This window comes from Crossiella cryophila (assembly GCF_014204915.1).
Lineage (GTDB): Bacteria > Actinomycetota > Actinomycetes > Mycobacteriales > Pseudonocardiaceae > Crossiella > Crossiella cryophila.
In genome coordinates this window covers 3,489,657-3,511,818 of record NZ_JACHMH010000001.1, presented here as the reverse complement: position 1 = coordinate 3,511,818, position 22,162 = coordinate 3,489,657, and the positions used below count along the sequence as shown (strand labels likewise).

At 73.1% G+C, this 22,162-nt stretch carries 2 protein-coding genes; both read right to left on the bottom strand.

Annotation, left to right across the window (positions count from 1 at the left end):
- Positions 1-12 precede the first annotated feature (12 nt).
- On the bottom strand, positions 13-13,938 hold the full coding sequence (locus tag HNR67_RS44435; RefSeq protein WP_185002990.1) for a type I polyketide synthase: 13,926 nt from the start codon (positions 13,936-13,938) through the stop codon (positions 13-15).
- Entirely contained in the window at positions 13,931-21,886 is a 7,956-nt protein-coding gene (locus HNR67_RS16160) for a type I polyketide synthase (protein WP_185002988.1), read from the bottom strand. Before HNR67_RS16160 ends, HNR67_RS44435 begins: the two co-directional genes overlap by 8 nt.
- Between the last annotated feature and the right edge of the window lie 276 nt (positions 21,887-22,162).

The window sequence follows — 22,162 nt, the reverse complement described above, 5'->3', positions numbered from 1 at the left end:
GTTGTTGTTGCGTTACAGCAGACCGAGTTCGCGGTCGAGCACATCAAAAAGCTCGTCCGCGGTCGCGGTCTCCAGCGCGTTGTCCGCGTGCTGGTCGACACCGGGTGTCTCGTTCCATTTCGCCAGCACCGCCTGCAACCGGGCGGTGGCCTTGGTCCGGGTGGCCTCGTCGGCAGGCAGCGCCTCCAGGGCGGCGGCCAGCCGGTCGAGTTCGGCGAGCACCGGCGCTGGTGCTCCCTCGGTGACTCCCCCGCTCACGGGGGCCAGCTCCTCGTCCAGGTGCTGGGCGAGGGCCTTCGGCGACGGATAGTCGAAGATCAGCGTGGCCGGCAGCCGCAGCCCGGAGGCGGCGTTGAGCCGGTTGCGCAGTTCGACCGCGGTCAGCGAGTCGAAGCCGAGTTCCAGGAATCCCCTGCCGGCGTCGACGGCGTCGGCTGCGCTGTGTCCCAGCACGGCCGCCGTGTGGGTGCGCACCAGGTCCAGCAGCACCCGGCCGCGTTCGACGGCCGAGGCTGTGGCCAGCCGGTCCCGCAACGACGGGCCCGTGGTCGCCGTTGCGGATACGGCTTCCAGGGTCCGCCGGACCGGGGTCCGGACCAGACCGCGCAGCAGGGCCGGCGCCTCGCCCTGGAACACCGTGGTGTCCCAGCGCATCGGCACGACCGTTGCTGCCTCAACGGTGCGGGCCGCGTCGAACAGATGCAACCCCAGTTCCGAAGTCAGGGGGGTCACCCCTGTCCGGGCCATCCGCTGCTTGTCCGCCTCGGCGAGCCCGGCCGCCATGCCGCCACCGGCCCACGGCCCCCAGGCCAGGGAGACACCGGGTTTGCCCTGCTCGCGGCGCTGCTGGGCGAGGGCGTCCAGGTAGGCGTTGGCCGCGGCGTAGCTGCCCTGACCGGCCTGGCCGAGGGTGGCCGAGGCGGAGGAGAACAGCACCAGGTCGACCTCGGGTCCGGTCAGTTCGGCCAGGTGCCGGGCCGCCTCGACCTTGGGGCGCAGCACCGCGTCCACCCTGGCCGGGGTGAGTGCGGTGAGCACGCCGTCGTCGAGCACCCCGGCGGTGTGGATCACCGCGGTGAGCGGGTGCGCGGCGATCAGCTCGGCCACGGCGTCACGGTCGGCGACGTCGCAGGCGCGCACGGTGACGTTGGCGCCCAAGGTGATCAGTTCATCCCGCAGTTCGGCCGCACCCGGCGCGTCCAGGCCGCGGCGGCTGGCCAGGACCAGGTCGCGCACGCCGTGTTCGACCACCACGTGCCGGGCCAGCAGTGAGCCGAGACTGCCGCTGGCACCGGTGATCAGCACGGACCGCTCGGGATCCCACTGGGGTGCGGCACCTCCGGCCACGGCCTTGGCCAGGCGGGCGGCGAAGAGCTTGCCGTCCTGGATCCGCAGCCAGGGCTCGTCGGCGTACAGCTCGGCCGAGCCGTCGGTCTCGATGACCTGGAAGCGCCCGGGGTTCTCCGATTCGGCCGACCGGACGAGTCCGGCCGCGGCCGCCCCGGCCAGGTCACCGATCCGGGTCACCAGGACCAGGCGCTGCTCCTCGGACTTCTCGGCGAGCCAGTTCTGCAGCAGGGCGAGGACTTCGTGCACGACCGGACCGGTTTCGCCGTCAGGGCAGGGAACCAGCGTGACCGAGCCGCTCGGGGCGGTGGCCGCGACCGGGGCCCAGTCCAGCCGGAACAGGTCCTTGGACGTGCGTCCGGCGGCCTGGATCTGTTCGGCCGCAACGGGTCGCAGGGTGAGCGCGTCGACCGTGACCACCGGGTTGCCCGCGGTGTCGGTGGCCTCGATGCGCACCGTCTCCCGGCCGGCCGGGGTCACCTTGACCCGCAGCGCCGAGGCGCCGGAGCCGTGCAGGGTCACGCCGTCCCAGGCGAAGGGCAGCCAGCCGCCTTCCGGCAGCACCCCGAGGCCGAGGCTGTGCAGGGCCGCGTCCAGCAGGGCCGGGTGCAGCCCGAATCCGGTGGCCGGGCTGGGCAGGGCGACCTCGGCGTAGACGGTGTCGCCGTCCCGCCAGGCCGCGCGCAGCCCCTGGAACATCGGCCCGTAGTCCAGGCCGCGTTCGCTCATGCCCGGGTAAAGCTCTTCCACCGCAACGGTTTCCCCGGCGGGCGGCCAGCTCAGCGAGGGCGCGGGCGTGGTTCCGATGCCGAGCAGGCCACCGGCGTGCCGGACCCAGTCGGCGCCGTCCTCGTCCAGGCGGGAGTGCACGACCAGCGTGCGCTGTCCGGTCTCATCCGCCGCGCCGACGGTGAGCTGCACCCGCACACCGCCCTGTTCGGGCAGTACGAGGGGGGCTTCCAGGGTCAGGTCGACCAGGCGGTCGCAGCCGACCTGGTCGCCTGCCGCGATGGCCAGTTCGACGAAGGCGGTGCCGGGCACCACGACCGAGCCGTGCACCACGTGGTCGGCCAGCCAGGGCTGGGCCCGGCGGGAGAGCCGTCCGGTGAGCAGCAGGCCGCCGGTGTCCGGCAGTGCGATCGCGGCGCCGAGCAGCGGGTGGTCCACATCGGACAGTCCGGCCGCGCCGACGTCCGCGGTGGCCACGGCGGCCAGCCAGTACCGGTTGCGCTGGAACGGGTAGCTCGGCAGGTCGACGTGTGCGCCGCCCTGCTCGGCGAAGACCGCGGCCCAGTCCGGGGCGTGGCCGTGCACGTGTGCGGTGGCCAGTGCGGTGTGCGCGGCGGCCAGTTCGCCGCGGTCCTTGCGCAGCACCGGAACCAGCACCGGTTCGGCCTCGGCCAGGCAGTCCTGACCCATCGCGGAGAGCACCCCGTCCGGACCGAGTTCGACGAACACGCCGACCCCGGCCGCGGCCAGTGCGCGCATGCCATCCAGGAACCGCACCGCTTCCCGCACGTGCCGCACCCAGTACTCGGGTGTGGTCAGTTCGGTGCCGGCGAGCGCGCCGGTCACGGTGGAGACGATCGGGATGACCGGCTCGTGGTAGGTCAGTCCGGCGGCGACGGCCTGGAACTCGGCCAGCATCGGGGCCATCCGCGGCGAGTGGAAGGCGTGGCTGACGGTGAGCCTGCGGGTCTTGCGACCCTGCGCGGCCAGCAGATCGGCCACGTCGGCCACCGCGTCCTCGTCGCCGGAGACGACCACCGCGGCCGGGCCGTTGACCGCCGCGATACCGACCAGGTCCGCGCGACCGGCCAGCAGTGGCAGGACCTCGTCCTCACCGGCCTGCACCGCGACCATCGCGCCGCCGGTGGGCAGCGCCTGCATCAACCGGCCGCGCGCGGCGACCAGCTTGGCGGCGTCGGCGAGGTCGAGAACCCCGGCGACGTGCGCGGCGGCCAGTTCGCCGATGGAGTGCCCGGCCAGGAAGTCCGGGTGCAGGCCCCAGGACTCGACCAGCCGGAACAACGCGACTTCGAGGGCGAACAGCACGGGCTGGGTGTAGCCGGTCTCGTTGATCAGCTCGCCGCCGTCGAAGGCGATCCGCTGCACCGGCTGGTCCAGGTGCCGGTCCAGTTCGGCGGCCACCGCGTCGAAGGCGGCGGCGAACACCGGGAACTCGCGGTACAGCTCAAACCCGGCGCCGACCCGCTGCGCGCCCTGGCCGCTGAACAGGAAGGCCAGCTTGTCGTTGCGTGCGCTGCCGGTGACCAGCTCGGCGGCCAGGTCGCCGCGAGCCAGTGCCCGCAGGCCGTCCAGCTGGGTGTCCCGGTCGCCGAGCACGGCGGCCCGGTGCTCGAACACACCCCGGCTCTTGGCCAGGGCAGCGCCGAGGTCGGCCGAGCTGACGCCGTTGTCCACAAAGGACAGCAGTTGGGCTGCCGAGTCGGCCAGTGCCTGCGGGGTGCGGGCGGAGAGCAGCCAGGGCAGTTCACCCTCGCCGGCCGGCACGGGTTCGGTGGCGGGGGCCTGTTCCAGGATGGTGTGCGCGTTGGTGCCGCTCACCCCGAAGCTGGACACTGCGGCACGGCGAACGCCCTCCGGCCAGGGCTGGGCCTCGGTGAGCAGCGAGACCGCACCGGCGGACCAGTCCACGTGCGGTGAGGGCTGGTCCACGTGCAGCGTGCGCGGCAGCACCCCGTTGCGCATGGCCATGACCATCTTGATGATCCCGGCGACACCCGCGGCGGCCTGGGTGTGCCCGATGTTGGACTTGAGGGATCCCAGCCACAGCGGGGATTCCCGGTCCTGACCGTAGGTGGCCAGGACGGCCTGGGCTTCGATCGGGTCACCGAGCCGGGTGCCGGTGCCGTGCGCCTCGACCACGTCGATGTCCGAAGTGGACAGTCCGGCGTTGGCGAGGGCCTGCCGGATCACCCGCTGCTGGGACGGGCCGTTGGGGGCGGTGAGCCCGTTGGAGGCGCCGTCCTGGTTGATGGCGCTGCCCTTGACCACGGCCAGGATCGGGTGCCCGTTGCGCTGGGCGTCGGAGAGCCGCTCGACGAGCAGCATGCCCACGCCCTCGGACCACCCGGTGCCGTCGGCGGCCGCGGCGAACGGCTTGCACCGGCCGTCCTCGGAGAGTCCGCGCTGGCGGGAGAACTCGACGAACGCGGCCGGGCTGGACATCACCGTGACGCCACCGGCCAGCGCGAGGGTGCACTCGCCCTGTCGCAGCGACTGGGCGGCCAGGTGCAGGGCGACCAGTGAGGAGGAGCAGGCGGTGTCCACAGTGACCGCGGGCCCTTCCAGGCCGAGCACGTAGGAGACCCGGCCGGAGGCGACCGCGGTGGCACTGCCGGTGAGGAAGTAGCCCTCGGCGCCGGTGCCCGCGTTCACCAGGTCCGCGCCGTAGCCCTGTGCGGACACGCCGACGAACACGCCGGTCTGGCCGCCGCGCAGCGAGCCGGGGTCGATGCCCGCGTGCTCCACCGCGGTCCAGGACGCCTCCAGCAACAGGCGCTGCTGCGGGTCCATCGCGGTGGCCTCGCGCGGGGAGATGCCGAAGAAGGCCGCGTCGAACTCGGTGGCGTCGGCGACGAACCCACCCGAGTCGGTGGCGGACAGTCCCGGCCGTCCGGCGGTGCCGAGCAGCTGATCCAGGTCCCAGCCACGGTCCTCGGGGAACGTGGTGATCGCGTCCACGCCACCGTCGACCAGGCGCCACAGGGCTTCCGGTGAGTCGACGCCGCCGGGGAACCGGCAGGCCATGCCGACGATCGCGATCGGCTCGTCGTCCACAATGGACACCGCGGTCGGGCGGTCCTCGACCGGCGAGTCACCGGTGAGTGCCACGTCGAGCTGACGGGCCAGTGCGGCCGGGTTGGGGTGGTCGAAGACCAGGGTGGTGGGCAGGGTGAGGCCGGTGGCGGTGGCCAGCCGGTTGCGCAGTTCGACCGCGGTCAGCGAGTCGAAGCCCAGTTCGCGGAAGGCGAGTCCGGGTTCGATGGCCTCGGTGGTGGCGTGGCCGAGCACCGCGGCGACCTCGGTGCGGACCAGCTCCAGGAGGGCGCGTTCGCGTTCGGCCGCGGTGCGCCCGGCGAACCGGTCCACCGGGGCCTCCGCGACCACCTGTTCGGCCGCGAGCAGCAGTTTGACCTCGGGGATCTCGCTGATCAGCGGCCGCTCCCGCATCGCGGTGAAGCCGGGGGCGAACCGGGCCCAGTCCACCTCGGCCACGGTCACCGTGACGTCGTCGGCGTCCAATGCCTGCTGCAGTGCGGAGATCGCCAGCTCGGGCGCCATCGCGGGCAGGCCGAGCCGCCGCAGCTGGTCGGCCACGGAGCCGTCGGCGACCATGCCGCCGCCGTCCCACGGTCCCCAGGCCACCGCGGTGCCGGTCTTGCCGAGCGCGCGGCGGTGCTGCACCAGCGCGTCCAGGTAGGCGTTCGCGGCGGCGTAACCGCCCTGGTGGCCGCTGCCCCAGGTGCCCGCGATCGAGGAGAACACCACGAACGCGTCCAGCTCGCCGGTCAGCTCGTCCAGGTTGCGGGCGCCGTCGACCTTGGCGCGCACCACGTTCGCGACCGCGTCCGAGGTGGTGTCCATGAGTGCGGCGAACTCCACCGCGCCCGCGGTGTGCAGCACGGCGTTGACCGGGTGCTCGGCGAGCAGTGCGGCCAGGGCGTTCCGGTCGGCGACATCGCAGGCGGCCAGGGTGACCCTGGCACCCAGCGCGGTGAGTTCCGCGCGAAGTTCGGTCGCGCCGGGGGCGTCCGCGCCGCGGCGGCTGGTGAGCACCAGGTGCTCGGCCCCGTTGCCCGCGAGCCAGCGGGCGACCCTGGCGCCGAGTCCGCCGGTGCCACCGGTGATCAGCACGGTGCCGGTGGGCTTCCAGGTGCGGCGGCTGACGGCGGGGGCGCGGTCCAGGCGGCGCACGTGCACCCCGGAGGAGCGCACCGCCACCTGGTCCTCGGTGCCCGCGGCCAGCACGCCGGCGATCCGGCTGAAGGCTCGGTCGTCCAGGCGTTCGGGCAGGTCCAGCAGGCCGCCCCAGCGCTGGGAGAGTTCCAGTCCGGCCACCCGGCCCAGGCCCCAGACCAGGGCCTGCTCAGGTGCGCGCACCGGGTCGGCCTTGGCCACCGACACCGCGCCGCGGGTCAGCAGCCACAGCGGCGCGGCGATCCCGGCGTCGCCGAGGGCCTGCACCAGGGTGAGCGTGCCCGCCAGGTCCAGCACGGCCAGCACACCATCCACTTCGGACAGTTGGGCGGCCAGCCCGGCCCGATCGGTGCCCGGCTCAAGCACCAGCTGTCGGATCTGCGCGCCCTGCCGGGTCAGCCCCTCGGCCAGCTCAGTCTCCGGGGTGGCGCTGACCAGCAGCCAGTTCCCGGACAGCTTTCCGGTGAACCCGGTGCGCGAGCGCCAGTTCACCCGGTACCGCCAGCCGTCCACAGTGGACTCGGTCTGGCGACGCTTCCGCCAGGCGGCCAGGGCGGGCAGCACCTCGCGCAGCGGGGCGGCGTCCACGTCCAGCACCGAGGCGAGTTCGGTCAGTTCGGCCTTGTCCACGGCGGCCCAGAACTCGGCCTCCACCTGGTCGGCCTCGGTGACCTCGGTCCGCCCGGCCTCCAGCCAGAACCGTTCGCGCTGGAAGGCGTAGGTGGGCAGTTCGATCCGCCGTGCGCCGGATCCGGCGAAGTAGCCGGTCCAGTCCACCGCGACCCCGCGCACGTGCAGCTCGGCCAGTGCGCCGACCGCGGCCAGCGGTTCCGGCCGGTCGCCACGCAGTGCGGGCACAAAAGCCGCCTCCGCCAGGCATTCCTGGCCCATCCCGGACAGCACCCCGCCCGGCCCCAGCTCGACGAAGGTGCGCACACCCTGCTCGCCGAGGGTACGCACGCCGTCGGCGAAGCGCACGGCCTCGCGGACATGCCGCACCCAGTAGTCCGCCGTGCCCAGTTCCGCACCGGCGATCGCGCCGGTCACGTTGGACACCACCGGGATCTCCGCCGCGCCAAAGGCGACGCTGTCCGCGACGGTCCGGAACTCGGCCAGCATCGGCTCCATCAGCGCCGAGTGGAAGGCGTGGCTCACGGTCAGCCGCTTGCTCTTGCGCTCACCCAGCCGCGCGACCAGGTCGGTCACCGCGGCCTCAGCGCCGGAGACCACCACGGAGGTCGGCCCGTTGATCGCGGCGATGTCCACGGCGAGCCCGTCCAGCAGCGGCCGGACCTCGTCCTCGGTGGCCTGCACGGCCAGCATCGCGCCACCGGTGGGCAGCGCCTGCATCAACCGGCCCCGAGCCGCGACCAGCTTGGCGGCGTCGCGCAGCGACAGCACCCCGGCGACGTGCGCGGCGGCCAGTTCGCCGATGGAGTGCCCGGCCACGAAGTCCGGTCGCACACCCCAGCTCTCGTACAGCCGGAACAACGCGACCTCGATCGCGAACAGCGCGGGCTGGGTGAACTCGGTCTGGTGCAGCTCGGCGGAGTCCAGGATCTCGCCGACCGGCCGGGCGAGGTGCCGGTCCAGCTCGGCGCAGACCGTGCCGAAGGCGTCCGCGAACACCGGGAACGCACCGGCCAGCTCGCGGCCCATGTCCAGCCGCTGGGAACCCTGTCCGGAGAACAGGAACGCGGTCTTGCCCGCCACCGGCGAGCCGAGCACCACACCCGCGGCCGAGCGGCCCTCGGCGAGGGCGGCCAGTGCGGCGGCCGGGTCCTCGGCGACGAGCACGGCGCGGCGGTTGTGCGTGGCCCGGCTGGTGAGCAGCGAGTAGGCAAGATCCAGCTGGTCAGCGCTGGTCAGCGGTTGCAGCGCCGCGGCCTGGGCACGCAGCGCGGTCTCGCTGCGTGCGGACAGCGCGAGTGGGAGCACGGCCGGGGCGACCGGCTTGCTCGGCACGGGCACGGATTCCGGTGCCTGCTCCAGGATGGTGTGCGCGTTGGTGCCGCTGATGCCGAAGGCGGACACCGCGGCCCGCCGGGCCCGCCCGGTCCGCGGCCAGTCGACCTGCTCGCTCAGCACCGACACCGCACCCGCGGACCAGTCCACGTGCGGCGAGGGCTCGTCCACGTGCAGGGTCTTGGGTGCGATCCCGTGTTGCAGGGCCAGCACCATCTTGATCAGTCCGGCCACACCGGCGGCGGCCTGGGTGTGCCCGATGTTGGACTTCACCGAGCCGAGCAGCAGCGGGTGGGTCCGCTCCTGGCCGTAGGTGGCGAGCAGGGCCTGCGCCTCGATCGGGTCGCCGAGTTTGGTGCCGGTGCCGTGCGCCTCCACCACGTCGACGTCCGAAGTGGACAGTCCGGCGTCGGCCAGTGCGGCCCGGATGACCCGCTGCTGGGCCGGTCCGTTGGGGGCGGTGAGGCCGTTGCTGGCGCCGTCCTGGTTGACCGCGCTGCCGCGGATCACCGCGAGCACCGGGTGGCCGTTGCGCTGGGCGTCGGAGAGCCGCTCCACCAGGAGCATGCCCGCGCCCTCGCCCCAGCCGGTGCCGTCCGCGGCGGCCGCGAACGCCTTGCACCGGCCGTCGGGGGCGAGCCCGCGCTGGCGGGAGAACTCGACGAAGACACCGGGGGTGGACATCACCGTGACGCCACCGGCCAGGGCCATGCCCACGTCGCCGCGGCGCAGGGCCTGCACCGCCCAGTGCAGGGCGACCAGGGAGGCCGAGCAGGCGGTGTCGACGGTGACCGCGGGGCCTTCCAGGCCGAAGGTGTAGGAGATGCGGCCGGAGATCACGCTGGCCGCGTTGCCGGTGCCGAGGTAGCCCTCGACGCCTTCGGGCGCGGTGGAGAGCAGTCCGGCGTAGTCCTGGCCGTTGGTGCCGACGAACACGCCTGCCTTGCTGCCGCGCACGGTGGCCGGGTCGATGCCGGCCCGCTCGAACGCCTCCCAGGAGGTCTCCAGGAGCAGCCGCTGCTGCGGGTCCATGGCCAGGGCTTCCCGCGGCGAGATGCCGAAGAAGGCGGCGTCGAAATCGGTTGCGGTGTCGAGGAATCCACCCTCGCGGGCGTAGCTCTTGCCGGGGCGGTCGGGGTCCGGGTCGTACAGGTCCGGGTCCCAGCCGCGGTCGCCGGGCAGCCCGGTGAGCACGTCCGCGCCCTCGGTGAGCAGCCGCCAGTAGTCCTCGGGGCTCATCACACCACCGGGGAACCGGCAGGCCATGCCGACGATCGCGATCGGTTCGTCGTCCACAGTGGACGTGACGACCTCGGCGATCTCGGTGACCGCGCCGAGCAGTTCCTCCAGCAGGAAGTCGGTGAGGGCCAGCGGGGTCGGGTAGTCGAAGACCAGGGTGGTGGGCAGGCTCAGGCCGGTGGCGGTGGCCAGGCGGTTGCGCAATTCGACCGCGGCGAGCGAGTCGAACCCGGCCTCGCGGAAGGCCCGTTCCGGGTCGACCGCCTCGGCCCCGGCGTGCCCGAGCACGGCGGCCACGCTGGTGCGGATCTGCTCCAGCAGGAAGGCATGCCGTTGCGCGACCGGGGTCTTGGCCAGTTTGGCGGCGAGCGCGGATTCGGGCTGGGCGGCGGCCGGGGCGGCCACGGCCTTGCGGCGGTGCAGTTCGGGGATGTCGCTGATCAGGCGGCTGGGCCGGACCGCGGTGAAGGCGGGCGCGAACAGCTCCCAGTCCAGGTCGGCGACGGCGATCACGGTGTCGTCGCGGTCCAATGCCCCTTGCAGGGCCAGCATCGCGGTGTCCGCGGCCATCGGCGGCAGTCCGGCGCGGCGCAGGCGTTCGCCCACCGCGGCATCGGCCATGCCGCCGTCGGCCCACGGGCCCCAGCCGATGGAGGTGGCCGGCAGGCCCTGGGCGCGGCGGTGCTGGGCGAGGGCGTCCAGGTAGGCGTTGGCGGCGGCGTAGTTGGCCTGGCCGGCGGTGCCGATCTGGCCGGTGATCGAGGAGAACAGCACGAACGCGTCCAGCTCGCCGGTCAGCTCGTGCAGGTTGCGCGCGGCCGCGACCTTGGGGCGCAGCACGGTGTCCAGGCGTTCCGGGGTGAGGCTGGACAGCAGGCCGTCGTCGAGCACCCCGGCGGTGTGGATCACCGCGTTGACCGGGTGCGCGGCCAGCAGCGCGGCCACCGCCTCGCGGTCGGCGGCGTCGCAGGCGGCGATGGTGACGGTGACGCCGAGCGCGTCCAGGTCGGCGGCCAGTTCGGTCGCGCCGGGCGCGTCCAGGCCACGGCGGCTGGTGAGCAGCAGGTGCTCGGCGCCGTTGTGCGCCAGCCACTTGGCCACCCGAGCGCCGAGCGCGCCGGTGCCACCGGTGACCAGCACGGTGCCGCGCGGCCGCCAGGACCGCTGCGGCGCAACGGAACCGTCGTGCGCGAGCCGCCGCAGGTAGGTCCCAGAAGGACGCAGCGCGAGCTGGTCCTCGGTGCCGGTGAGCGCCCCGGCCAGGCGGGACAGCGAACGCTCGTCGAGGTCGGCGGGCAGGTCGATCAGGCCACCCCAGCGTTCGGGGTGTTCCAGTGCGGCAACGAGTCCGAGGCCCCAGACCTGGGCCTGGTCCGGGTTGGGCAGGTCCTCGCCGTTGACCGCGACCGCGCCCTGGGTCAGGCACCACAGCGGGGCCGGGCAGCGCGCGTCACCGAGACCACGCACCAGGGTGCGGGCTTCGTGCACGTCGCCGAGGGCGAGCACCCCGGCCAGGTCGAGCACACCGGCGATGTTGATGGCCCCGGCCGCGTCGGCGATCTCACGGACTTCCGCGCCCGCCGCGGTCAGCGCCGCGACCAGCTCGGGCCGGGCGTCGCCGACCAGCAGCCAGGTGCCGGTCAGCGCACTGTCCACAGTGGACGCGGACTTCCAGTTGATCCGGTACCGCCAGTCGTCGGCGAGTGAGCGGACCTGGTTGCGCGGGGTCAGCTCCAGCCAGAACCGCTCGCGCTGGAAGGCGTAGGTGGGCAGGTCCAGGCGCTGGCCGCCGTCGAACAACGCGGTCCAGTCGATCTTGACGCCGCGGGTGAACAACCGGCCGAGCGCGGTGATCGCGGCGGCCGCCTCGGGGCGGTCCTTGCGCAGCGCGGACAGGAAGGTCGCGGTGGGCGCGGAGTCCTGGCCCATCCCGGCCAGCACGCCGTCCGGGCCCAGCTCCAGGAAGGTGGACACCCCGGCCTCGGCCAGCGTCCGCACGCCGTCGGCGAAGCGCACCGCGCCGCGGACGTGCTGGACCCAGTACTCGGCACTGCCCAGCTCCGCACCGGCGATCGTGCCGGTCACGTTGGACACCACCGGGATCCGCGCGGGCGCGTAGTGCACGCTCTCCGCGACGGTGCGGAACTCGGCGAGCATGCCGTCCATGTGCGGGGAGTGGAAGGCGTGGCTGACGGTGAGCCTGCGGGTCTTGCGCCCCTGCCCGGCCAGCAGGTTGGCGACCTCGGTGGCGGCGGTCTCGTCGCCCGCGATCACGGTGGCGTTCGGCCCGTTCAGCGCGGCAATGCTCAGCTCGGCCTCGCGACCGGCGAGCAGCGGGCGCACCTCGTCCTCGGTGGCCTGCACCGCGATCATCGCGCCACCACCGGGCAACGCCTGCATCAACCGGCCACGCGCGGCGACCAGCTTGGCGGCGTCGGCCAGGGTCAGCACCCCGGCCACGTGCGCGGCAGCGAGTTCGCCGATGGAGTGCCCGGCCACGAAGTCCGGGCGCACGCCCCAGGACTCGTAGAGCCGGAACAACGCCACCTCGATGGCGAACAACGCGGGCTGGGTGAACTCGGTCTGGTGCAGTTCCTCGGCGTCCAGGACCGCGCGCAGCGGCCGGGCCAGGTGCTGGTCCAGTTCGGCGGCCACCGCGTCGAAGGCGGCGGCGAAAACGGAGAAGGTCTCGGCGAGTTCACGGCCCATGGCCAGCCGCTGGGAACCCTGGCCGGTGAACAGGACGGCGAGCTTGCCGGGGGTGACCGCGCCGGTGTGCACGCCGGGTGCGTCCAGGCCCTCGGCGAAGGCGGCGAGCGCGTCCCTGGCCTCGGTCAGGCCGGTGGCGGCGAGCACCGCGCGGTGCTCGAACCCGGCCCGGTTGGCCAGTGAGAACCCGAGGTCGAGCAGGGTGGCCGGGTTTCCGTCCACAAAGGACACCAGCTGGGCGGCCTGGGCGCGCAGGGCCTCGGGGGTCTTGGCGGACAGCGCCAGCGGCACGGTTTCCAGGACCTGCGCCGGGGTGACGACCTCGGTCTCGACCGGCGGGGCGGCCTCGATGATGGTGTGCGCGTTGGTGCCGCTGATGCCGAAGGAGGACACACCCGCGCGGTGCGGGCCGTCGGTCTCCGGCCAGGGCTGGGCCTCGGTGAGCAGGGCGACCGAGCCGGCGGACCAGTCCACGTGCGGGGAGGGCTCGTCCACGTGCAGGGTCTTGGGCAGCAGGCCGTGCCGCATGGCCATGACCATCTTGATGATGCCGCCGACCCCGGCCGCGGCCTGGGTGTGGCCGACGTTGGACTTGAACGAGCCCAGCAGCAGCGGGTTCGGCCGGTCCTGCCCGTAGGTGGCCAGCAGGGCCTGCGCTTCGATCGGGTCGCCGAGCTTGGTGCCGGTGCCGTGCGCCTCGACCGCGTCCACTTCGGACGGTGCGAGCTGGGCGTCGGCGAGGGCGTCCCGGATCACGGCTTCCTGGGCCAGGCCGTTGGGTGCGGTGAGGCCGTTGGAGGCGCCGTCCTGGTTGACCGCGGTACCACGCACCACGGCCAGGATCGGGTGCCCGTTGCGCTGCGCGTCGGAAAGCCTTTCCAGCAACAGCATGCCCGCGCCCTCGGACCACGAGGTGCCGTCGGCACCGGCGGCGAAGGACTTGCAGCGGCCGTCGGGGGCGAGGCCGCGCTGGCGGGAGAACTCGACGAAGGAGTTGGGCGTGGACATGACCGCCGCGCCACCGGCCAGCGCCAGGGTGCACTCGCCCTTGCGCAGCGACTGCACGGCCAGGTGCAGCGCGACCAGTGAGGAGGAGCAGGCGGTGTCCACGGTGACCGCGGGGCCTTCCAGCCCGAAGGTGTAGGCGACCCGGCCGGAGACCACGCTGCCCAGGTTGCCGGTCAGCAGGTAGCCGGCGACCTCGGCCGGCGCGTCCTCGGGGCGGTTGGCGTAGTCGTGGTACATCAGGCCCGCGTACACGCCGGTCTTGCTGCCGCGCAACGAGTCCGGGTCGATGCCCGCCCGCTCGATGGCCTCCCAGGAGGTCTCCAGCAGCAGCCGCTGCTGCGGGTCCATGGCCAGGGCTTCCCGCGGGGAGATGCCGAAGAAGCCGGGGTCGAACTCGGGTGCGCTGTGCAGGAACCCGCTTTCGCGCACGTACACGCTGTCCGGGCGCTCACCGGTGGGGTCGTAGAGCGCGTCCAGGTCCCAGCCGCGGTCGGCCGGGAACGGCGAGATGCCGTCCCGGCCACCGGCGACCATCTCCCAGAGCTGTTCCGGGGTGGCGACGCCGCCGGGGAAACGGCAGCTCATCGCGACGATCGCGATCGGCTCGTGCTCCTGGGCCTCGATCTCCTGCAGCCGGGCCTTGGTGCGGTGCAGGTCGGCGGTGACGCGCTTGAGGTAGTCGACGAGCTTCTGCTCGGTGGACTCGGGTCCGCGAGGATCAGACACTGCCGAACTCCTTGTCGATGAAGGCGAAGATCTCGTCGGCGGTGGAGACCGCGTCAAGTTCCTGGGCGAACTCGGTTTCCGGCACTTCGAGTTCGGGTTCCGCGACCGGGGCGGCCGGGGCGGGGGCGAGCCGGTCGAGCAGGTGCTCGGCCAGCTTGGCTGGGGTGGCGTAGTTGAAGAGCAGGGTGGGCGGCAGCCGCAGCCCGGTGGCGGTGTTGAGCCGGTTGCGCAGCTCCACCGAGGTCAGCGAGTCGAAACCCAGTTCCTTGAAAGAGGATTCGGCCTCGACCGAGCCGTCGCCGCTGTGCCCGAGCACCCCGGCCGCGTTGACCCGGACCACATCCAGCACGAGCTGCGCGCGCCGCTCCTCGGGGGTCGCGGTGAGTTTGTCCACAAAGGACTCCTCAGTGGCCTTGGCCGCCGCGGTGCGCCGGGTGCGTTTGGGCGCTATCAGCCCCCGCAGCAACGCCGGGACGGTTCCTTGCCGCACCACGCTGGCGTCCAGCTTGAACGGCACCGGCGCGGCCTCGGCCTGGCCCAGCGCCAGGTCGAACAGGGCCAGACCCAGCTCGGGCGGCAGCGGGGCCATGCCCGCGCGGGACATCCGGTTGCGGTCGCCCTCGGCGAGCCGGGCGGCCATGCCGCCTTCGGCCCACGGCCCCCAGGCCAGGGACAGCGCCGGGAGTCCGGCTGCCTTGCGGCGCTGGGCGAGGGCGTCCAGGGCGGCGTTGGCGGCGGCGTAGTTGGCCTGGCCCGCGCCGCCGAGCACCCCGATCACCGAGGAGAACAGCACGAACGCGGTGAGGTCGTGCTCCTGGGTCAGCTCGTGCAGGTTGATCGCGGCGTCGAGTTTGGGCCGCAGCACGGTGTCCAGGCGTTCGGGGGTGAGTGCGGAGAGCACGCCGTCGTCGAGCACCCCGGCGGTGTGGATCACCGCGGTCACCGGGTGCCGGGCCAGCAGCGCGGCCAGCGCGGACCGGTCCGCGGCGTCACATGCCTCGATGATCGCCTCGGCCCCCAGCCCGGCCAGTTCGGCGCGGAGTTCGTCCGCACCGGGGGCGTCCGGGCCGCGGCGGCTGGTGAGCAGCAGGCGGCGCACGCCGTGCCGGGTGACCAGGTGCTTGGCGAGCAGTCCGCCGAGTGCGCCGGTGGCGCCGGTGATGAGCACCAGGCCGTCCGGGTCCCAGGCGGCCTCGGTCACCTCGGTGATCTTGGCCAGCCGGGGAGCGTGCGCGATCCCGTTGCGCAGGGCGAGTTGCGGCTCGTCCGTGGTGAGCGCGGCGGGCAGGGCGGCGGCGGACTGGGCGTCCAGGTCGATGAGCTGGAACCGGTCCGGCTGCTCGGTCTGCGCGGCCCGCAACAGCCCCCACACCGCGGCACCGGCCACATCGGGGGAGTCGGCGAGCACGGCGTCCCTGGTGAGCACGACCACCCGGGACTCACTGCGCTGCAACAGTTCCAGCACCTGCGCGGTCACCTCGCCCGCGGGTCCCTCCGGGCAGGTCAGCAGCACCAGGTCGGCGGCCGGGTCCAGTTCGGCCCGCTCCTCGACCTGGATGCCGGCGGCCCGCAGGGCGACCCCGGCCTTGTACTCGTCGCCGCCCAGCAGGACCACCTTGGCGGGCAGTGTGGGCTGCTCGGGCAGGGTGAGCACCGGCCAGTCGACCCGGAACAGCGAGTCCAGTTCGGGCCGGATCCGCAGTGCGTCCGGGGACACCGGCCGCAGCACCAGCGAGTCGATGGAGACCACCGGGGTGCCTGCCGGGTCGGTGACGGCCAGCGACACCGCGTCCGGCCCGGCCGGGCTCAGCTTCACCCGCAGTGTGCTCGCGCCGGTGGCGTGCAGTCGGATCCCGGTCCAGGCGAAGGGCAGCGGCGGGTTGTCGCCCTCGGCCGCGGCGACCAGTCCGTGCAGGGCGGCGTCCAGCAGCGCGGGGTGCACACCGAAGCCCGCACCCTCCACAGTGGACGGCAGGCTGACCTCGGTGAAGATCTCCTCGCCACGTCGCCACACCCCGCGCACACCCTGGAACGCGGTCCCGTAGCCGTAACCCTTGTCCGCGAGCCGCCGGTAGAACCCGTCCAGGTCCACCGCGTCGGCCTGTGCGGGCGGCCACTCCCCCAGTTCCAGGGGCGCGTCGCCGTCCACCGCGAGCACGCCGTTGGCGTGCAGTGTCCAGTCCTCGTCGTCGAGTCGCGAGTACAGCTGCAGGTCGCGCCGCCCGTCCTGTTCGGCCGCGACCACCACCTGCACCTGCACCGCACGCTGTTCGGGCAGCACCAGCGGCGCGGCCAGCGTCAGCTCCTCCACCGCCGCGCACTCGACCTCGTCGGCCGCCCGCAGCGCCAGCTCGACCAGCGCGGTCCCCGGCACCAGCACGGAGCCCAGGATCTGGTGGTCGACCAGCCACGGGTGCGTCCGCCGGGACAGCTTGCCGGTCAGCAGCACGCCCCCGGCCCCGGCGATCGGCACCGCCGAGGCCAGCAGCGGGTGCACGCCGGAGTCCACAGTGGACGAACTCGGCGCCAGCCAGAACCGCTGCCGCTGGAACGGGTAGGTCGGCAGTTCCACCAGTCGTCCACCGGCGGTCAGCCCAGCCAGGTCAGCCGGAACACCCCGGCAGATCAGCCTTGCCAGTGCCTGCCCGGCCGACTCGGCCTCGGCACGCCCCTTGCGCAGCAACGGGATCAGCGCGGCGTCACCGGTCAGGCAGTCCTGCCCCATCCCGGACAGCACGCCATCCGGGCCAAGCTCCAAGAACGTCGACACCCCCGCGTTTTCCAGGGTCCGGATGCCGTCGGCGAACCGCACCGCCTGCCGGACGTGCCGGACCCAGTACTCCGCGGTCCCCAGCTCGTCCCCGGCCAGCTCGCCGGTCACGTTGGACACCACCGGAATCCGCGCGGCCGAGTAGCGCACGCTCTCCGCGACCGCCCGGAATTCCGCGAGCATCGGGTCCATCAGCAGCGAGTGGAACGCGTGGCTCACGGTGAGTCGCTTGGTCTTGCGGTCCACCAGCCGCGCCGCGACCTCGGTCACCGCGGCCTCGGTCCCCGACACCACGATCGCGGTCGGCCCGTTGATCGCCGCGACATCCGCGTCCAGCCCGGTGAGCAGCGGCCGGACCTCGTCCTCGGTCGCCTGCACCGCGAGCATCGCCCCGCCACCCGGCACGGCCTGCATCAACCGGCCCCGCGCGGCAACCAGCTTCGCCGCGTCCGCCAGCGACAGCACCCCGGCGACGTGCGCCGCGGCCAGCTCACCAATCGAGTGCCCGACCAGGTAATCCGGCCGCACACCCCAGGACTCCACGAGCCGGTAAAGCGCCACCTCGATCGCGAACAACGCGGGCTGGGTGAACCCGGTCTGGTGCAGCTCCTCAGTGTCCAGGACCTCGCCCAGCGGCCGGTCCAGGTGCTTGTCCAGCTCGGCACTCGCCGCGGCGAAAGCGTCCGCGAACACCGGGAACGCCCCGGCCAGCTCCCGCCCCATGCCCAGCCGCTGCGACCCCTGCCCGGAGAACAGGAACGCGACCTGCCCATCCACCACGCTGTCCCGCACCGCACCGGACTCCCCCGCCGCCAGCGCGGTCAGCCCGGCCTGGAGGTCACCGAGCACCACGGCCCGGTGCTCGTGCAGGGCCCGGCGGGCCAGCGTGTGCGCCAGGTCCACGGGCTCGACCTCGGCCGCGAGCAGCGCTTCCGCCTGGGCCCGCAACGCTTCCGGCGTCCGCCCGGACAACACCACCGGCCCGGCCTGCACGGCCTCGGCAACAGTCGAAGCGACCTCGGGTGCCTGCTCCAGGAGCACGTGCGCGTTGGTCCCGCTGATCCCGAAGGAGGACACCCCGGCCCGCCGCGGCGCCCCGGTCTCCGGCCACTCCCGCGCCTCGGTCAGCAGCGATACCGCGCCCGAAGACCAGTCCACCCGCGGCGAGGGCGTGTCCGCGTGCAGCGTCCGGGGCAGCACCCCGTGCCGGATGGCCTCGACCATCTTGATCACGCCGCCGACCCCGGCCGCGGCCTGGGCGTGCCCGATGTTGGACTTCAGCGAGCCCAGCAGCAGCGGCCGCTCCCGGTCCTGCCCGTAGGTGGCCAGCAACGCCTGCGCCTCAATGGGATCGCCCAGTGCGGTGCCGGTACCGTGCGCCTCCACCACGTCGATGTCCGAAGTGGACAGTCCGGCTTCGGCCAGTGCGCCGCGGATCACCCGCTGCTGGGCCGGGCCGTTGGGCGCGGTGAGTCCGTTGGAGGCGCCGTCCTGGTTGACCGCGCTGCCCTTGACGATGGCCAGCACCGGGTGCCCGTTGCGGCGAGCGTCGGAGAGGCGTTCCAGCAGCAGCACGCCAACGCCCTCGGCCCAGGCGGTGCCGTCGGCCTCGGCGCCGAATGCCTTGCAGCGCCCGTCCGGGGCCAGCCCGCGCTGCCGGGAGAACTCCACGAACATGCCCGGCGTTGGCAGCACCGCCACGCCACCGGCCAGGGCCAGCCCGCATTCCCCGCGCCGCAACGACTGCACGGCCAGGTGCAGCGAGACCAGCGAGGCCGAGCAGGCGGTGTCCACGGTGACCGCGGGGCCTTCCAGGCCGAAGGTGTAGGCGATCCGCCCGGACAGCACGCTCGCGGTGCCGCCGGTGAGCAGGTGCCCGGCGAACTCCTCGGCCGCCTCGTGCAGCCGGGGCCCGTAGTCCTGGGTCATCGCGCCGACGAACACGCCGGACTGGCTGCCGCGCAGGGTGGCCGGGTCGATCCCGGCCCGCTCGAACACCTCCCAGGTGGTCTCCAGCAGCAGTCGCTGCTGCGGGTCCATGGCCAGGGCCTCCCGCGGGGAGATGCCGAAGAACTTGGCGTCGAACTCGGTCGCGCCGTCGAGGAAGCCGCCCTCTCGGGCGTAGGAGGAACCGGCCTGCGCGGGATCCGGGTGGTAGAGCCGGTCCAGGTCCCAGCCGCGGTCGTCCGGGAACGGCGAGATCGCGTCCACGCCCTCGCTGACCAGCCGCCACAGGTCCGCCGGGGAGGCGACGCCACCCGGGTACCGGCAGCCCATGGCCACGATCGCGATCGGCTCGTCCTCGGTGATCCGCACCGGCGCGGCAACGGTTTCCCGTTCCACGCCATCGAGGTAGGCGGCCAGGGCGAGCGGGGTCGGGTAGTCGAAGAGCAGGGTGGCGGGCAGGGTGCGCCCGGTGGCCTGGTTGAGCTGATCGCGCAGTTCGACCGCGGTCAGCGAGGCGAAACCCAGGTCCTTGAAGCTGCGTTCCGGCACGACGGCCTCGGCCGAGGGGTAGCCCAGCACGGCGGCCGCGTGCGCCCGCACCAGTTCCAGCGAGGACCGGGTCCGCGCCGCCGCCGGAGCGGCCACCGGCAGGCTGTCCAGCCAGTACCGCTCGCGCTGGAAGGCGTAGGTGGGCAGCTCAACTCGTGTGCCGTCGCCAAACCCGGTGAAGTCAACGGCGATCCCGCGCGTCCATGCCTGGGCCAGTCCGGAGATCAGCGCCTCCACCTCGCCCCGGTCCTTGCGCAGCAACGGGATCCCGGCGCCCAGGGCACTGAGCACCCCGTCCGGACCCAGTTCCAGGAACGTGCTCACCCCGGCCTCGGCCAGCGTGCGCATGCCATCGGCGAACCGCACCGCCTGCCGCACGTGCCGGACCCAGTACTCCGCGGTCCCCAGCTCGTCCCCGGCCAGTTCGCCGGTCAGGTTCGACACCACCGGAATCCGCGCCGCGCCAAAGCTGATGCTCTCGGCCACCGCCCGGAACTCGGCCAGCATCGGGTCCATCAGCAGCGAGTGGAACGCGTGGCTCACGGTCAGCCGCTTGCTCTTGCGCTCGGCCAGCTTCGCCTTGACCTCGACGATGGCGGCCTCGGTTCCCGACACCACAACGGCTTCCGGCCCGTTGACCGCGGCGATGTCCGCGTCCAGCCCGGCCAGCAACGGCCGGACCTCCTCCTCGGTCGCCTGCACCGCGAGCATCGCGCCCCCGGTCGGCAGCGCCTGCATCAGTCGTCCCCGCGCGGCGACCAGCTTGGCCGCGTCCGCCAGCGACAACACTCCGGCGACGTGCGCGGCGGCCAGCTCGCCAATCGAGTGCCCGGCAAGGAAATCCGGCCGCACACCCCAGGACTCCACCAGCCGGTACAACGCCACCTCGATGGCGAACAACGCGGGCTGGGTGAACCCAGTCTGGTGCAGCTCCTCCGTGTCCAGCACCTCGCCCAGCGGCCGGTCCAGGTGCTTGTCCAGCTCACCGCACACCTCGGCGAAGGCGTCCGCGAACACCGGGAACACCGCCGCCAGCTCGCGACCCATCCCGATCCGCTGCGATCCCTGCCCGGAGAACAGGAACGCCAGCCCACCCTCGGCAACCGAACCCCGGACCACTCCGGCGGCCACGCCATCGCGGGCGAACCCGGCCAGCGCGTCCCGGAACCCGGCCCGGTCCCCGGCCACCAGCACGGCCCGGTGCTCGAACGCGGTCCGCGTCCCGGCCAGTGCCCCGGCCACCGCGCGGACATCGATTTCCGCGTCAGCGTCCACAAAGGACAGAAGCCGTTCCGCCTGTCCCCGCACGGCTTCCGCGGTCCGGCCGGATAGCACCCACGGCAGCACCGCGGTATCCAGGGCCTGCCCAGGCTCGACCGGCTGGGCGGGCGGTTCGGCGAGCACCAGGTGGCAGTTGGTCCCGCCGATGCCGAAGGAGGACACGCCGGCGAGCAGCGGCGCGTCCCGCCAGTCGCCCAGTTCGGTGCGCACCCGCAGGTTCAGCCCGGCGAAGTCGATGTCCGGGTTGGGCGTCTCGAAGTTCAGGCTGGGCGGCAGCTGCCGGTGCCGGATGGCCAGCACGGTCTTGATCAGGCCGACGATGCCGGCCGCGCCTTCCAGGTGGCCGACGTTGGTCTTGGCCGAACCGACCAGCAGTGGTTCGGACCGGTCCGCGCCGAGCACCGCGCCCAGTGCGCCGGCCTCGATCGGGTCGCCGACCTTGGTGCCGGTGCCGTGCAGTTCGACGTACTGCACCCGCGCCGGGTCGACCTCGGCGTCCCGGTAGGCCAGCCGCAGCACCTCCTGCTGGGCCAGGCCGTTCGGGGTGGTGAGCGCGGTGGACTCGCCGTCGTTGTTGACCGCGCCGCCCTTGATCACCGCGAGCACCTCGTCCCCGTCGGCCAGCGCGTCGGCCAGGGGCTTGAGCAGCACGAAGCCGCCGCCCTCACCGCGGACGTAGCCGTTGGCGCGGGCGTCGAAGGTGTGGCAGCGGCCGTCAGGGGACTGGCCGCCGAACTTCGCGGTGGCCATGGTGGTCTCCGGCACCAGGTTCAGGTTCACCCCGCCGGCCAGGGCCAGGCTGGACTCGCCGCGGCGCAGGCTCTCGCAGGCCAGGTGCACCGCGACCAGGGCGGAGGACTGGGCGGAGTCGACCGCGAGGCTCGGGCCGTGCAGGCCGAGGGTGTAGGAGAGCCGGTTGGCGATGATGCTGCGGTGCAGGCCGGTCAGGGTGTGCTGGGTGATCGCGTCCGGGCCGCCGCGGTAGATCAGGCTGGCGTAGTCGTCCCAGATGGCGCCGACGAAGACGCCGGTGCGGCTGCCCGCGAGCCGCTCGGGCAGCAGGCCGGCGTGCTCGAAGGCCTCCCAGCCCAGTTCCAGCATCAGTCGCTGCTGCGGGTCCATGGCCGCGGCCTCGCGCGGGGAAATGCCGAAGAATCCGGGGTCGAATGCGTCGACCTGGTCCAGGAATCCGCCCCAACGGGTGTTCATCCTGCCTTTGACGGCCGGATCCACGTCGAAGAATTCATTGGCGTCCCACCGGTCCGCGGGCACCTCGGTGATCGCGTCGCGACCCTCGGTGAGCAACCGCCAGAACTCGGCGGGACCAGTGGCCCCGGGCAGGCGGCAGGACAGTCCGATGACCGCGATCTCCCGCCCCGCAACAGTGGTCTTGTCCGACATAGGTGCCCCAGCCCGCCCATCATCGCCATTACCAACACAAGAACTCGCGAGTTTCGGCGACGTTATCCCGGCGGTCACCCCTACCTTCAACCCCTAATGTGCGCAGGTGGGGTCGGGGTATGGTTCACGTACTTGCCTCATTTGTCGCCACCCAGCCACACCTATGGGCATCCTTGCAGTTCAGGGCCACATAGGGGCGGGCGGAGACACCCCAGTTCTCCGGTGTTTCAGCGATGTTTCCGGCTGACTCACCGCAGCAAGACAACCATGACGACA